At 31.7% G+C, this 15,984-nt stretch carries 11 protein-coding genes; 7 read left to right on the top strand and 4 right to left on the bottom strand.

Annotated features, from left to right (window positions below; translation table 11 throughout):
• Window positions 1-16: 16 nt before the first annotated feature.
• The 3 genes from G6534_RS05705 to G6534_RS05695 all read right to left on the bottom strand — a co-directional run bounded on the left by G6534_RS05705 (window position 17) and on the right by G6534_RS05695 (window position 4,426).
• Window positions 17-1,456, bottom strand: a complete 1,440-nt coding sequence (locus G6534_RS05705; protein WP_059073910.1) for a family 1 glycosylhydrolase — start codon at window positions 1,454-1,456, stop codon at window positions 17-19.
• Window positions 1,457-1,471: 15 nt separating this feature from the next.
• Window positions 1,472-3,325 (bottom strand): beta-glucoside-specific PTS transporter subunit IIABC, encoded by a 1,854-nt coding sequence (locus G6534_RS05700; RefSeq protein WP_182083245.1) that lies wholly within the window; start codon window positions 3,323-3,325, stop codon window positions 1,472-1,474.
• A 135-nt stretch (window positions 3,326-3,460) separates the two neighbouring features.
• The gene (locus G6534_RS05695) at window positions 3,461-4,426 is read right to left on the bottom strand and encodes a LacI family DNA-binding transcriptional regulator (protein WP_182083244.1); all 966 of its coding nucleotides are present in this window, start codon (window positions 4,424-4,426) and stop codon (window positions 3,461-3,463) included.
• Between the two features lie 275 nt (window positions 4,427-4,701).
• Between G6534_RS05695 and G6534_RS05690 the strand changes: the two genes are divergently transcribed.
• Entirely contained in the window at window positions 4,702-7,431 is a 2,730-nt protein-coding gene (locus tag G6534_RS05690) for a polysaccharide lyase family 8 super-sandwich domain-containing protein (protein ID WP_059073909.1), read from the top strand.
• Between the two features lie 50 nt (window positions 7,432-7,481).
• Here the strand turns inward: G6534_RS05690 and G6534_RS05685 are convergent, their stop codons facing one another.
• Window positions 7,482-9,557: an extracellular solute-binding protein gene (locus tag G6534_RS05685; protein ID WP_182083243.1), complete on the bottom strand. Its 2,076-nt coding sequence runs from the start codon at window positions 9,555-9,557 to the stop codon at window positions 7,482-7,484.
• Between the two features lie 171 nt (window positions 9,558-9,728).
• Between G6534_RS05685 and G6534_RS05680 the strand changes: the two genes are divergently transcribed.
• From G6534_RS05680 to G6534_RS05655, 6 genes are all read left to right on the top strand, one after another.
• Entirely contained in the window at window positions 9,729-10,778 is a 1,050-nt protein-coding gene (locus G6534_RS05680) for an extracellular solute-binding protein (protein WP_182083242.1), read from the top strand.
• Between the two features lie 13 nt (window positions 10,779-10,791).
• Window positions 10,792-11,805 (top strand): ABC transporter ATP-binding protein, encoded by a 1,014-nt coding sequence (locus G6534_RS05675; protein WP_182083241.1) that lies wholly within the window; start codon window positions 10,792-10,794, stop codon window positions 11,803-11,805.
• A 2-nt stretch (window positions 11,806-11,807) separates the two neighbouring features.
• Window positions 11,808-13,526, top strand: a complete 1,719-nt coding sequence (locus G6534_RS05670) for an ABC transporter permease (protein WP_059073905.1) — start codon at window positions 11,808-11,810, stop codon at window positions 13,524-13,526.
• 6 nt (window positions 13,527-13,532) lie between these two features.
• Window positions 13,533-14,369 (top strand): glycerophosphodiester phosphodiesterase family protein, encoded by an 837-nt coding sequence (locus G6534_RS05665; protein WP_059073904.1) that lies wholly within the window; start codon window positions 13,533-13,535, stop codon window positions 14,367-14,369.
• A 164-nt stretch (window positions 14,370-14,533) separates the two neighbouring features.
• On the top strand, window positions 14,534-15,046 hold the full coding sequence (locus G6534_RS05660; RefSeq protein ID WP_059073903.1) for a VanZ family protein: 513 nt from the start codon (window positions 14,534-14,536) through the stop codon (window positions 15,044-15,046).
• Window positions 15,047-15,084: 38 nt separating this feature from the next.
• Window positions 15,085-15,969: an alpha/beta hydrolase gene (locus G6534_RS05655; protein WP_059073902.1), complete on the top strand. Its 885-nt coding sequence runs from the start codon at window positions 15,085-15,087 to the stop codon at window positions 15,967-15,969.
• The last annotated feature ends 15 nt before the right edge of the window (window positions 15,970-15,984 follow it).

Raw genomic sequence — 15,984 nt, 5'->3', positions numbered from 1 at the left:
TCTTTTACTATAAATTTTAATCTAAGTCATCGCCGTTACTTTCAACAGCTTTCTTATACCAGTAGTAGGAGTCTTTCTTTAATCTCTTATTAGTACCATTGCCATCATTGTCACGATCAACGTAAATAAATCCGTAACGTTTTGACATTTCACCAGTAGATACTGAAACTAAATCGATTGGGCCCCACATAGTGTAACCTAAGCATTCAACACCATCTCTAATAGCTAAGCCCATTTGTTCCAAGTGTTCCTTGTGGTATTTGATACGATAATCATCATGGATTTTGCCATCGTCAGTCACATGATCAATTGCTCCAAGACCATTTTCAACGACCATAAGAGGTTTTTGATAACGATCGTACATATCGTTCATAGTGATTCTTAGGCCAACTGGATCAATAATCCAACCCCAGTCACTAGCTTTCAAGTAAGGATTAATAACTGAATCAGAGAAGGTACTTGCAAAGTTACTTGATGCTGTATTTCCTAATAAACGTTTGTCAGTTGTAATAACACCTGATGAGTAGTAACTAAATGAAACGTAATCAACAGTATCTTTCAATGCTTCCAAATCATCATCAGTGATATCCAATTTGATATTGTTATCTTCAAAGAACTTCTTAGCATAGCGAGGGTAGTATCCACGTGCTTGAACATCAGGGAAGAAGTATGATTCACGCATGACCTTTTGTTTTTGTAAAACATCTTGAGGGTATGGAGTATAAGCATAATTACAAATTCCAGCAATCATACTACCAATCATGAAGTTCGGATTGATTTTATGTCCCATTGTTACGGCTTTAGCTGAAGCAACTAGTTGATAATGAGCAGCTTGATATTGTGTTTGTTTAGGATTTGGATCACCAGTTAAATCTAGTCCAGCACCAAATAGTGGATAGTGTAATAACATATTGATTTCATTGAATGTAATCCAATACTTAACTTGATCCTTGTAACGTGTAAATAATACTTTAGCTAATTTCAAATATTCATCAATCATACGACGATCAGCCCAACCATTGAACTCTTCAACAGCCCACATTGGTGTATCGAAGTGGTCAATAGTAATTAGAACTTGCATACCTAATTCGTTGGCCTTTTTGATGACTTTATCATAGAATTTCAAACCGTCTTCATTAGGTTTATCCATATTAGCTTTAGGGAAGATTCTAGGCCAAGAAACAGACATACGATAGATGTTAAAGCCCATACCGGCAAGCAATTCCAAATCTTCTTCCCAGTGATGATATCCGTCAATACTTACTCTATTTGGATAAAAGTCATACTTCTTTTTCATTGTTTCTAGGGGATGTTTCATAGCTTGTTTTCTGCCATGTGCTTCATCAGGTAAAATATCCATTACTGACAATGTTTTACCATCTTCGTCAAATCCACCTTCATATTGATTTGCGGCTGTAGCGCCACCCCATAAGAAATTCTTTGGAAAGTTACTCATAATTAATATCTCCTTCTAATTTAATGTTAAATTAATTGCTAAATCACTATTTGTATCTAATTCAGGTTCAACTTTGTAGTCCTTACTATTTAGAACAATCATCATAACAGTATTGTCAAATCCGGCTTCGGCAATTTTTTCATAGTCAAAGTCGATTAATTCTTGACCTTGGTTGACAATGTCACCATCTTTGACCAAACTCTTAAAGTATTTACCCTTCAAATTAACGGTGTCGATTCCTAAGTGAATGAGTACTTGGGTACCAAAGCTATCGGTAATTCCGATTGCATGATTAGTAGGGAACGTAGCTGTGATTTTTCCTGAAACAGGAGCGACCACTTTATTGGATGTTGGTACGATTGCAATTCCTTTTCCCATCTTTTCTGAAGAGAATACTTCATCGTTGACATTAGATAGGGAAGTTTTAGTACCACTAACAGGCATGATCAATTCATCATGATCAGATGTTTGAATAGTTTCTGTATCATTATCATTTGATTGTTCAGTTTCGACACCTTTTAGTCCGAATAAATATGTCAAAACGGCTGCACCAATGAAACTAACAGCTAAACCAATCATTTCTCCAACAAAACCATGACCTAAGTATGTAGGGATGGAAAGTAAACTTGGAAAGGCAAAGGCATGAGCTTGTGTTCCAGCAAGTCCAATGATGATTCCACCAACCGCACTACTTGCAATAGCAATGTAGAATGGTTTCTTATATTTCAAAGTAACACCATATAGAGTTGGTTCGGTAATGCCAAAGATAGCAGCGATAAATGCAGAACCAGATACTTGTTTCATTTTCTTATTCTTGGTTTTCAAAAATACACCTAATGCAGCACCTGCCTGTGAAAATACAGCGGCACAAGCAATAGGGAAGATAGGATCAACACCTTGATTGGAAATATTACTCATAATCAAAGGTAAAATCATCCAGTGGAAACCAAACATTACGATAACTTGCCATAAACCACCAATAATGATTCCAGCAAGAATAGCAGCGTGATTATAGATTCCCATGATTGAACCAGCCAAAGCATTGCTGATTGTTGATCCGATTGGTCCAACTACCATCAAGGTAAGTGGAACCATGATAACTAGTTCTAGTAAAGCAACGAAAACATATTTCAAACTATTTGGAATAATCTTATTAAGTAAAGGTTCTAAATAGCTCAAAATCCAAATTGATAACATGATAGGAATAACTGATGATGTGTAACTCATTGGAATTACAGGAATTCCTAAGAAGTGTAGTGTAGTATGGTTAGTCGCTAAAGCAACGATATTTGGATAAACTAGTGCACCGGCAATAGCGACACTAACAAATCTATCAACATGTAATTGTTTAGCAGCTGTAAAGGCAATAAAAATAGGTAAGAAGTAGAACAATGAATCACTTGCGGCATTCAAAATAATATATGTTCCACCTTTTTCACTTAACCAACCTACAGTTGAGAATAATGCTAGAGCCCCCTTCAAAACTCCGGCACCACAGATAGCTCCTAAGAATGGCATGAATAAACTTGAAATAAATGAAATAAACCTATTCAATAATCCCAAAATACCTTTTTTCTGTGGCTCATTTTCTGAGGTTTCAGTTGATGAACTTGCATCAGCGTGAACTCCATCTAATTTTATAAATTCGTTATACAAATCTGCGACTTGAGTCCCAATAACTATTTGAAATTGTTCACGACTATAAACAACTTGAATAACACCGTCTAATGCTTCAATTTTCTTTTGTTGAACTTTGTCTGGATCATTAACATTGAATCTTAATCTAGTAGCGCAATGCCAGACCTTTTTTATATTCTTCGGTCCACCCATTAACGTTAGGATCTGTTTTGCGAGATCTTGGTATGACATATTAATTCCCTCCAATGCATTTACTGTTATCTTCGTATGGAACCGGTTCCATCCAACGACAATATAGTACATCGTGGGAATATTCCCACGTCAAGGGCAAAATAAAAAAGAATTATAAAAAGTTATAATCCTTTCTTAGCAAGTGGTTCGTATGATTAGCTTTGGAGTGATTTTTATTTCTTCAAATTTTTTATTTTCCAAACGTGAAATTATGTTATTGATACAATTTATGGCTTGAATTTCCAAATAAGTATCAACTGTTGATATATTCATGTATTTACCAAAATCGCTATTATCAAATCCAAATACTTTAACATCTCTTGGAACATCTACCTGATGTTCTCTGAGAGTAGAGATAAAATCCGCTGCAACGTAGTCCGAATATGCTAAAACAACTTTTGGAGGGTTAGTAGTTTTCAAATAGGTTAAAGCTGCTTGTTTTCCAGCTCCACCCTGTTCGGGAAAAAATAGTTGCCAATTATTATCAGTGCAAGGGTAGTCATGTTCAAATTCATTAATGGCTTTTATTCTAGCTTTAGTATTACTTTTCTTACGATCGTTTAAAATATGTCCAATACTGTCAACTTCATAAGTATTCTCTATATACAATAGAATTTGTTTATAAAGAGGATAATGATCTATATAAGAGGAATAAATTGAACAACTATCAATGCGCCTCCAAGTAGAAATAGGGCCATATTTAGCAAATTCCTTGATAGTATTCCATCCGTTTCTTGTAGAGACTAAAAACAATCCATCTAAAACGTGCAACTTTAAGTAATTCAAAACATTTAGTTCTTGTTCTTTATCCTTAGTAAAATAAACATTTACACTATATCCCTTTTCCTCGGCAATATGCGTTATGTAACTCAATAAAGACCCGACGGCGGGATAATAACTGGTGGCAACAAAACCAATAATATTAGTCTTTTGTTGTCGCATTTGTCTGGCTAATATATTAGGTACATAGCCCAGTTCATCAGCAGCGGCAATGATTTTTTGTCTACTTTTTTCGGAAACATGACGTGAACCACTAAAAACTCGGGAAACTGTTGATTTAGAAACATTGGCTTTTTTCGCAACATCAAATATATTTGTCAATTATTTTTCCTCCTTAAGTAGAGCTGATATCATGATTATAGTATAAATACATGATTAATAAATCTGACTTTTAAATGTATTTTATAAGGTAAGTAAATAAATATAAATTAAATAAACAATTTTTAATATCTAAAATTAAATTATGTTAACGTTTGCATACAAACCATATTGGTAATACATTATGTACATATTTGATAATCATAAATTAGAAGGATTGATTATTTAAATATATATTTAATACTAAGAGGGGATTCTTAATTATGAGGACCAGATATATGGTTTATATAGGTACTATTTTATCAGCGTTATCATTACAAACGACTACAGTTTCTGCCGATGAAACTAAGGAGAACGAAAATCAATCTGAACAAACATCAGAGTCAACTTCCGTTATTCAAAGTCAGAAAAATAACTCTAAAACTGATATTAATAATGAAGAAAATCTTTCTAAGAATTCTTCAGCAAAAAATGAAAACATTCAAAATAACAATTTGAATAGCAAAAATAGTGCTCGCAATTCCATCAATACTAATAATAGAACAATTATATATAATCAACAGGTTCAAACGGATGACGGCCAACAAACTGATACACATAATTTGAATACTTCTAACAAAGTTTCTAATAATAGTTTATCTAATGTCGCCAATAATTCGAACGATAATTCGGATAAAATAATTAGTTATTCAAAATCTCAAAATGATACTAATAATCAATATTTTGACCAAATGCTTCAATCATGGAAAGACGTGACCGTTGGAGATCGGTACTATAAGTCTAATAACAATGAAATGAATCAAATCGCTGCACAACAAGATAAGAATGTTAAAAATCTCTGGACTAGTATGGATAAGAGTTCTGGTAGAGAAAATCTTTGGAATGGAGCAGAAGAATTAACTACATCAGCACATATTACAACTGATTATAGAAATCTAGAGGCACTTGCCATTGCAACATCCAATCCAGGATCACAATATTACAACAATCCTGAACTAATTGCGGATATAGTAAATGGCTTTGAGTGGTTGAATATTAACAAATATAATCAAAATATTAAAGCTTATGGAAATTGGTGGGATTGGGAAATTGGTACTCCATTATTCATCAATAATATTGTTACTGTGATGAAGCCATACTTAACTGAAAAGCAAATCCAAAATTCTATGGATGCAATTAATTTCTTTGTACCAGATCCTGACTATTTCAGAGGCAGTATATATCCTCAATGGAAGGCAGAGGCTACTGGTGCCAATCAGGTAGATATTAGTAAGGTTAAAATTATACAAGCCTTGATTGAAAAAGATGAAATTGGTTTAAAAAAAGCAATTAATGCTATGGAAAAAGTTTTTCCAATAGTTACATCGGGAGAAGGATTCTATCCTGATGGCTCATTTATTCAACATGAGAATGTTGGCTACAATGGATCTTATGGGAATGTTCTTATAGATGGGGTATCGCAATTACTAGGCATACTTTCTAATACGCCATACAATTTGAGCTCTGATTCCATGGCTTCCATTGATTTTTGGGTAGAAAAAGGATTTTCACCATTTATTTATAAAGGAAATTTAATGGATATGGTTAGAGGAAGAACAATTTCTAGAGGAACATTCCAGTCTAATATAGCCGCTGCAGACCTAATTAGATCACTTACTAGAGTCGTTGATACTTATCAAAATCCAAAAAAAGCAAAGTTTCAAAGTCTTATCAAGTATTGGTTGAGTTTTGGAGATAATTATCAAAACTATTTGAAACAGATGACAAATTATCGTGATGTTGCATTGATTGAGAATATTATGAATGATCCTTCCATTGAAGCTAAAGATTACCAAGATAACGAATTATACAATTTTAAGAGTATGGATAAAATCTTACTCAAGAATAAACAACACAATTATGCTGTTGGTATTACAATGTCATCAAATAGAATCAAACGTTACGAATCTTTGAATAATGAAAATACACATGGTTGGTATACAGGTGATGGTATGGTTTTTGTTTATAATGACGATGCCAACCAATTTAACGACAATTACTGGGCAACCGTTGATCCACAAAAATTGCCTGGTACAACTGAAACAAATGCACCACAAAAAATTGGTAGTGGTACAACAACTTCATCTAAGTCATTTGTTGGAGCTTCAACATTTGGGAATATAGGTGCTTTAGGTAATGTAGGATCGGTTGCAATGGATTTTGTAAACAATGATAACAACTTAACCGCTCATAAATCCTGGTTCTTAATGAAGAATGGTGTTACGGCTTTGGGAAGCAATATTCAAAATACTTCATCATACAAAGCTTTTACTTATATTGACAATAGAAAACTAAATGATTCTTCAAATTATAAAGTTTATGTCAATGGAGGTCTCATTCAAACACCATTAAACAAGATAAATGAATTAAAGAATGTTCGTTCCATTTACTTAGAATCTAATGTTCCAGGTGAATCCATAGGCTATAAGTTCATAATTCCTCAAGATTTAAATTTAGGATTAGTAGAACGTAAAGGTTCTTGGTCAGAAATCAATAAAGCTCAAAGTAGAAATGAATATTTGAGGAAATATTTAGAAATATTTGTTGAGCATACTTCTAAAAATAATAGATATAATTATGTCACATACCCTAATATTAATTTAATTGATTTCAATAAGATAAATACGCCTACAATCATAAAGAATAATGATGATGTGCAAGCGTTGAAATTTGGTAATAATATTGGTGTAAATGTATTTAATGATACCAATGAAACAATTGAAGATATGAATTTCTCAACACCATTATCTCTAACTAGAATTAATAACGGTAATCAAATAATCTTTGGGTTATCTGATCCTAGTCAAAATTCAAAAAATGAATCTTCTTTTAAATTAAAAGATAATGGGTTTAAAGTCATGGATAAAAGTCAGGGGATTCAAGTTCGGTTAGTTAATGGGTATTGGAATATTTCGTTAACAGAAAATGGTCATGATGGTAATACTCAAGTTTTAACTCTAAGAAAATAAACTAAAAGGGGAACATCCTACAATTCAAATAGGATGTTCCCCTTTCGGATTTAATGACCGCTTTTAGAAATCAACTTCTCACGATTTAATAATAAGGTAGTATTAATATTGATCAAAACAGAGGCGGCATCTAAATTTTTATCAATACCTTTTTTTATTTCTTTACCAACTATTTTTTCGAATAGAAGTGTATATAAATTTGTAATATTTGATAGTTTGGTTTTACGAATCCCATTGTGATAAAAATCAGTTGAATGTGATAAGAATGGGAATTTTTCATAAATTTCTCGCTCAAAGAAAAGATCTTTAGCTGGAATATCACCACCCATTAAGGCAATTTCATGTTGAATCTGATATTGGAAAAGCCATTTGAAAAATACAACACAGGCTTCATCTTTTTTGGAGAATTTGTTGATACCAATTAATCCGCCACCTAGAGCTGGTTTATTTCCAGGTATAGGAGCAATTCCATACTCCGACGGATTGAGATTGTTTAGATGGTTAGAAAAGCCAATCAAAATAGCAGTTTTATCATCATTGAAATCGTTAACTTCTGAATTCCACCAGCTTTTTGATTCAATATTGCTCACTTTTCTAAGTTCTTTGTATAAATTATAAGTTTTAATGAAAATATCTGTATCAAATCGTAATCCATTTTCTGATTTATTTATTGTGCCATTTAATGAATAATAATATGGCAAAAATTCTGAAGCAATTAATGTATCAGCAGTTCCTATTAGTGATAACAATTTTATATCTTTCATTTCTGGTTCGTTTGAATCATTAAGAAATTTTGCCAAATTGACAAGTGACTGATAATCCACTGGTGGGATTAAGTCTTGATTATAATTTTCAGAATATTGTTTTTTTATAATTTCGTTACTAAATATTTTATTTTTGTAAAGCATGATTTGGACGCTTGGATCCAATGGAAGGGCATAGGGAATTTTATCCTGATAAATATATTGATTCCAATTGTTTAAACGATTCAGTTCAGCCTCTAATTCTGGTAATTGATTCAATGGACGAAAAAATTTTTTACCAAACCAATTAAAATCACTAATATCCAGTCGGATTAAATCGTACTTTTGCCATTCATTACTATTTAAAATCATACGCATTTGAGAAAAGTTCTTAGTGGCTAAATTAATTTTGATATTGTACTTTTTAGTCAAATCAGGAAGTAGGAATTTAATGATTTGTGAAAAGGGGGATTCCAACAATAACAGATTTAAGGAAATCTTTTGTTTATTATATTGAAATTGTTGGTAATCAGTATTATAGATATTGATATTTAATTTCTTTTCTTGAAATTTCAGCATTTTAATTAATGAAAGAGCAATTTTATTTGCTGAATAGTGGAAAACATTTTTTTGTGTATTAGGTTCAAAGGAAACAATGTTTTTTGAACTTATTAGAATAATCTTGATTTTATTAGTTAAAGTTCTAGAAATGTTTTGAAGACGGCTGGCCAATTTATTGTTGAATGTGACAAAATTTCCTTGAGGATAATCACTGATTTTTTTATAAATATCAATCATATTGTCATTGATAAAGGTAGCAGTATCGAATTGTTTATAAAATCCCATACCAAATTCATCTTTAATAATGAATGTTGGTTCGATAAATTTATTTTCTAATGATTTTAAATTAATTGATACCTGTCTAATATTCTTATTCTTATAATTACCGATGAAAATAAGATTTTTGGGATTATTGAGGAATTTACTTATAATAGTTGCCGATTCTAGGTGATTAATTATGAAAATTCCGTAGAAATTCTCTTGCTTAATTTGTGCGAGACAATTTTTTTCGATTTCTAAATTGTTATTTGTTTCATACAATTTAATGGCCAATCCAATATTTTTTAATTCGTGATATAAATTAGTATAAAAGTCATTTGTAAATTCATTCAATTGCGGGATCATCAACGCAATTTGAGTGGATTTTTTTTGTCTAATTGATAATGCAGAAATATCTCGAACATAGTTTAATTTGATGGCAGCTTGTTCGACTTTACGGATGGTATCAGCTTTTACATTTCCTCGATGGTTGAGAACGTTTGATACTGTTCCTAAACTAACTTGGGCCTCTTTAGCAATATCTGTAATAGTTACTTTGCTCATATGAATCTCCTTTGATCATTGTTACCGTGAGGTATTAATGGAATTTACAAAAATTTTACACAAAAGCGATTTTTCGTATACATAAATCTCATATAATAATTATATCGTCTTAATTGAAACGTTTCAATTAGGAGGTGAAAATAATTGAAACATTATAAGGGAGATGGCAAAATGAAGAAATATTTTAAATTATTACTTATTACATCTTTATTTTTTTCAGTTTTAGCAGGATGTAGTGCAAACAAAAAAGGAAGCAATGCAGCAAATGAAAAGATTGTAGTGTATTCTAACTCAATTAGTAATGGTCGTGGAGATTTCTTGAAAGAGGAAGCTGCCAAAAAAGGTTTCAAACTAGAGTTAGTTGATTTAGGTGGGAACGATATCTATAACCGGTTGGTAGCTGAAAAAGATGCACCGGTAGCCGATGTAGCTTTTGGAATGAACCAAATGAATTTTTCATCTTTAAAGAATAAAGGAATTTTGAAAAAATATACTCCAAATTGGTTAGGCAAAGTCGATAAAAATCTTGGCGATAAAGATGATTACTTTGCTCCACTTACAGAACAGCGAGTATTTATGATTTATAACGCTGACAAAATTAAAAAGAGTGAAGCCGCTAAAGATTGGAAGGATATGTATTCTAATCCACAAAATAAAGGTAAATATATTGTACCAACGAATCTTGGTGGTGCGACTACGAATGCAGTCGTTTACACACAATTGATGAATAATCTTGAAAAAAATAAAAAACTCGGAGTTTCTGATGCTGGATGGAAAGAATTAAGTAGTTACTTTAAGAATGGTAAAACTTTATCCGAAGGTCAAACTGAAGTTGCCGCTTTGATGAATGGTGATGCTAAGTACGCATATACATTCTTAAGTAATGTTCCCGTAGTTGAAAAGAAATTAAATGTTCATTTAGGAGTTGTTAATCCATCATACGGGGTTCCCCAAACAATTGAACAAGTTGGTATTTTGAAGAAGAAGAAGCAAAAAAATAGTACAAAGAAATTTGTTGATTGGTTAGGTAGTGCTGATTTGCAAGGCAAGTGGGCTAAGAAATTTGGAACAGCTCCCGTAAATAGAGATGCAATATCTTCAATGGATCCTCGAGTAAAACAAATTATGAAAGAAACTACACCTCAAAAGGTAGATTATGACTTTGTTAATAATCATTTATCTAAATGGGTAGAACATGTCGAATTGAATATTTTGAAGTAAAGGAATCCTATAGATGATAACTTTTAAAAATGTGCAGATTAAATATGATGATTTTTTAGCTGTACCCGATTTAAGCTTTGAAGTAAAAGAAGGTGAATTTTTCACCCTATTGGGTCCTTCTGGTTGTGGTAAGACTACTACCTTGAGAGCTTTAGCAGGATTTTTAGAAATTAGCAATGGTCGAATTGAAATAGATGGCCAAGATATTACCCATTCTCCTATTAATGAAAGAGGGATGGGGATGGTTTTTCAAAGTTATGCTTTATTTCCAACGATGACTACTAGAGAAAATATCGGTTTTGGACTAAAAGTTGAAAAAAGAGATAAAAAATATATTAATCAAAGAGTTCAAGAAATTGCCGCAATGGTTGATTTAACTGATGATCAACTGGATAAAAATGTGTCCAATTTATCAGGAGGACAGCAACAAAGAGTCGCAATTGCCAGAGCTATCGCAAAAAAGCCTAAAATTTTAGTGATGGATGAACCATTGTCAAATTTGGATGCTAAGTTACGTAAAACATTACGTAAAGAAATCAAAGATTTTCAACAAAAATATGGTATAACTATGATTTATGTTACTCATGATCAAGAAGAAGCACTGATGTTATCAGATCGAATTGCTGTTTTTAATAAAGGAAATTTGGAACAAATTGGAAGTCCCGATGAAATTTATAATCATTCTGAAACAGAATTTGTTTGTAATTTTATCGGTGATGCAAATGCATATACTTTAGCTGATTTAACGAAAATGAATCTGAATACTGTCGAATTGGAATCTTACGATAAGTTTTATATTAGGCCAGAAAAGGTACTTTTATCTAAAGAAGATAATAGCCAGTTAAGAGGACGAGTTATTTCAAAAGAATTTTATGGAATGTATACCTACTATAGAATTTTGGTTAATAGTATAGAAATGCTTTCTTTTCAAAGTGAAAGTAACCTTGAACAATTTGAAATCAATGATAAAGTCACAGTTTGTTTAAATAAATTAGATATCCTTCCGTATAAGGAAGGAGGACATTAATTATGACAAAAATCAAACGAATAAATCCCAGTATGATTTTATTTTTAATTCTTTTTCTCTGGTTTATTGTTTCCTTTATGATCTTTCCGAATATTCAGATAATGAAAACTATCTTTTTTGACAAACAAACGTCAGCTGGAGAGTCCATCCAATCAATTCTAAGTTCTCAACGTGCGATGCAAGGTATTAAAAATTCCTTCATATTGGCAGTTACTCTCAGTATAACTACGACAATAGTTGGAATTTTGGAAGTATTATTTTTAGAATATTTTGAAATTAGATTTCGTAAGGTTATCAATTTGGCCTATATGATTCCTTTGATTTTCGGAGGAGTTATGGTTGCCAATGGTTATATTTTTACTTATGGATCTAAAGGCTTTGTGACAACCTCTTTGTTAAAGATATTTCCTAAAATGAATCCATCTTGGTTTTCAGGTTATCATGCAGTGATTTTCTTGATGACATTTGCATGTACTTCAACGTATATGATATTTTTTCGTAATTCTTTCAAAGGAATTGATTATCAAACCGTTGAAGCGGCTAGAGGATTAGGGGCATCTAATTTTAAAATCATTTTCCAAATTATTTTACCGACACTAAAACCCATAATTCTAACTTGTACGGTTTTATTGTTTCAAACAGGATTGATGGCAATGTCAGCGCCATTGATGGTTGGTGGTAGAGGATTTGAAACCATCAGTCCATTGATTTTGACATTTACTCAAAGACCCAGTTCTAGAACATTAGCCGCAATTCTTTCGTTGTTTTTGGGTCTTATTCAATTATTGTTATTGTATGCGATACAACGTAATGAACGTAAAGGAAATTTTTTATCGATTTCAAAGGTTTCTACAAGAATTAAACGCACTAGAATTCATAATCCTTTCTTTAATTTTATTGCTCATGTTTTGGCATATTCTTTTGCGTTAATCAATTTGATTCCGTTTATGACTGTAATATTGTTCTCATTTACCGATATTCAAGCTATTGCTAGTCGAAAATTGTATTTAAATAGTTTTAGTCTTGAAAATTATAAAATGATACTGACAAGTGAATCAGCGTATCGTCCTTTTTTAACAAGTGTCTTTTATGCGACAATATCATCTATCATAGTAGTGTTATTAATGTTAGTAGTATCTCATTTTGTTTATAAGAAGAGAAATAAGTTTACAACAATTTTAGAAATGATCATATATACGCCTTGGGTTTTCCCAGGGTTAATGTTTGCTTTGGGTCTTGTTATAACTTATTCTCGACCACACATGATAGTGATGAATAATATTTTAACAGGAAGCTTAATCATTATGTTGATTGCTTATATTATCGTCATGATGCCTAATACGTTTAGATTTTTGAAAGCTTCATTCTTTGCGGTAAATTCCTCTTTAGAAGATGCTGCGAAAAACTTGGGTGCTAAGCCGACTTATACTTTTATTAAAATTGTTCTACCAATTGTTCTACCAACTGTTTTGGCGATGCTAGCAATTAATTTTAATGGAAAATTGAGTGAATATGATTTGTCAGTTTTTTTATATAATCCGATTGCTAAACCAATTGGAGTCGTTATAAAAAATAATTCGTCAACTGATGCGGGAATTGAAGGCATTGCTTTGAATTTTGTTTATTCAGTAATCTTAATGTCAATCAATGCTCTAATCTTTTTCTTCGTCTATGCAGATGGAAAGAATACAATTAAAAATTTATTTAAAAAAGAAAGATAAAGATAAATGAAAATCAATAATCGACAACTTGAACAAAAACTTCGTGAAAAGGATTTTCTGATTTTGGTTCACAGAGGATCTCATGGCGGAAATATTATTGAAAATACTAGTGATGCTGTCAAAGTTGCTTTGTTACAACATGCTGATATGGTAGAAATTGATGTTTCCAAGTCTGCAGATGACAATTTTTATATTTTCCATGACGGAGGAGAAAAGCGTCTATTACATGAATTAAGAAATATTAAAAATTTGACTTCACAAGAAATTAAATCCAAATTATTACATAATAGTTTAGATGAACCTATTGAAAAAAGAATTGAGAGTTTTGATTATTTTTATACGCATGTAAATCACAATACATTAATTAATATTGACCGATCATGGGAATATTGGGAGACATTCTTACCATTTTTAGATAAGTATTCCGAAATGCATGAGTATTTTATTCTCAAGTCACCTCCAAAGAGAAAATATTTGAGACAGCTTAATGATCATCGTATTAAATATTTATATTTCCCAATAATTACAGATTTAGAACAACTTGAAATATTAAAAGAATTTCCAGATTTAAATCTAGTTGGTTTAGAAATTATTGAGTCTTTGGAGGGTAAATTTAAACTGATTAATTCACCAAAAATTGATTCATATCGTCGTGAAGAATTAATGTTATTGTCTAATAGTATTAAATTGAATGATGAAACTGTATTATTTAGTGGATTAGATGATAATCTAGCTTTGCTAGAAGGTCCTAAATCAAGTTGGAACTCAATTCTAAAGACAGGTATTAATGCAATTCAAACGGATTGGCCAGATATTTTATATCAGTATAGACAGACTTTATAACAATATTCAAATAAGACTGGAGTTTTCTCCAGTCTTTTTTCATGCGTTTAATAATAATCCACACTAACTTCAAACTTTCGTCATCATTTCTTAAGCTAGTTTAAATACTTTTCCATTAAAGTAGTAACTAACAAATAAGAAAAAAAGACGAAAGGAGAAAAAATATGCGATATATACCGTTATTATTCATTTTGACAATAGCTTCATGTTTAGGATTGACCATCTTCAATTTTGTTAAAGATTTTGAAAAACGTCGTTTCAATTTAATCAGTTTAATTTACTTAACATTTCTAGCAACTATTTTATTCACGCCAATTTCATTTGATGGTTCATCGGTTTACTTGATGCCATCTGGTATCGGGCAAGTGAATTTACATCAATTAGATATTTGGGAACTAGGATTCGCTGAAAATATTATTTTGACTGTACCATTAGGATTTTTGATCAAATATTATCTTCCAAAAATTTCAATAATATCCATGGCACTTGCTGGATTTCTAATTGGCGGTTTAATTGAGACAGCCCAATTTTTCCTATCCCACATTTTCTTAATCAATCGTACAAGCGACATTAATGATGTAATTGCCAATGCTTTAGGAATCATCGTTGGAACGATTCTATTGATTGTTTATGAAAAAATCACTGAAAAGTCTACATCTAAACAGAGTCATATTTAGTCTATGGTAGAATTACTATGTAATTGGAGGCGCTTTCTATGAAAGGGAATATTACAGAAGCAATTTTACAAATGAGAAAACAATTTAAAACTCAAGATGATAAACGTGATGCTGGATTACCAACAGAAATTCCTGAAGTGACACGGATCAATGATTTAATATATGGTCCGGATCCTAAATGGAACCTATTAGATATTTATTTGCCTAAAAATACTACAAAGCCAATTCCTACCATTATTAATATTCACGGTGGTGGTTGGTGCTATGGAACTAAAGAGACTTATCAATTCTTTGGCTTAAATTGGGCTAAACGTGGTTTCGCCTTCGTGAATGCCAATTATCGTTTGGCGCCGGATGTAGCTTTTCCAAAAGAATTGGATGATGTAAATAGTTATATTCACTTTGTGGCTGAACACGCTGATGAGTATAACTTGGATAAAAGTAATGTCTTTTTGATGGGAGACAGTGCTGGTGGTCAAATGGCAGAACAATATGTCACGATTTTGACCAATCCAAAATATCAACAACTTTTCGATTACGAAATGACAGACTTGAAATTTAAAGCAGTTGTTTTAAATAGTGCCGCTAATTTTATGGCCGAACCAAATGCTATCAAGGGAGCTGTGGCTGGTTACTTTACTCCAGAGTCGGTTCAAAAATATTCAGAACAATTAAACGTCGAAAAATACATTACTAAAGATTTCTTGCCAGCATATATTTCCACTGCTAATCAAGATTTCTTGCGTAATAATGCCTTTAAGATGGATGGCTTTTTGACAGCCAAAAATATTCCCCATATTTGCAAGATGTATGGTGATGAGAAAAATCCACGTGGACATGTTTTCTTGATTAATCAAAAAGACGAACTTGCTAAAAAAGCTAATGATGATGAGATGGCTTTTCTCAAGAGTTACCTTAATTAGTTTGTAAAATGATAT

The sequence above is a fragment of the Companilactobacillus pabuli genome (assembly GCF_014058425.1).
GTDB lineage: Bacteria > Bacillota > Bacilli > Lactobacillales > Lactobacillaceae > Companilactobacillus > Companilactobacillus pabuli.
Note: the sequence above shows the minus strand (reverse complement) of the source record. Positions and strands in the feature narration are given on the sequence as shown.

Coding starts and splice junctions, on each gene's coding strand:
- G6534_RS05705 (WP_059073910.1), bottom strand. CDS start 1,456: ATGAGTAACTTTCCAAAGAATTTCTTATGGGGTGGCGCTACAGCCGCA.
- G6534_RS05700 (WP_182083245.1), bottom strand. CDS start 3,325: ATGTCATACCAAGATCTCGCAAAACAGATCCTAACGTTAATGGGTGGA.
- G6534_RS05690 (WP_059073909.1), top strand. CDS start 4,702: ATGGTTTATATAGGTACTATTTTATCAGCGTTATCATTACAAACGACT.
- G6534_RS05685 (WP_182083243.1), bottom strand. CDS start 9,557: ATGAGCAAAGTAACTATTACAGATATTGCTAAAGAGGCCCAAGTTAGT.
- G6534_RS05680 (WP_182083242.1), top strand. CDS start 9,729: ATGAAGAAATATTTTAAATTATTACTTATTACATCTTTATTTTTTTCA.
- G6534_RS05675 (WP_182083241.1), top strand. CDS start 10,792: ATGATAACTTTTAAAAATGTGCAGATTAAATATGATGATTTTTTAGCT.
- G6534_RS05670 (WP_059073905.1), top strand. CDS start 11,808: ATGACAAAAATCAAACGAATAAATCCCAGTATGATTTTATTTTTAATT.
- G6534_RS05665 (WP_059073904.1), top strand. CDS start 13,533: ATGAAAATCAATAATCGACAACTTGAACAAAAACTTCGTGAAAAGGAT.
- G6534_RS05660 (WP_059073903.1), top strand. CDS start 14,534: ATGCGATATATACCGTTATTATTCATTTTGACAATAGCTTCATGTTTA.
- G6534_RS05655 (WP_059073902.1), top strand. CDS start 15,085: ATGAAAGGGAATATTACAGAAGCAATTTTACAAATGAGAAAACAATTT.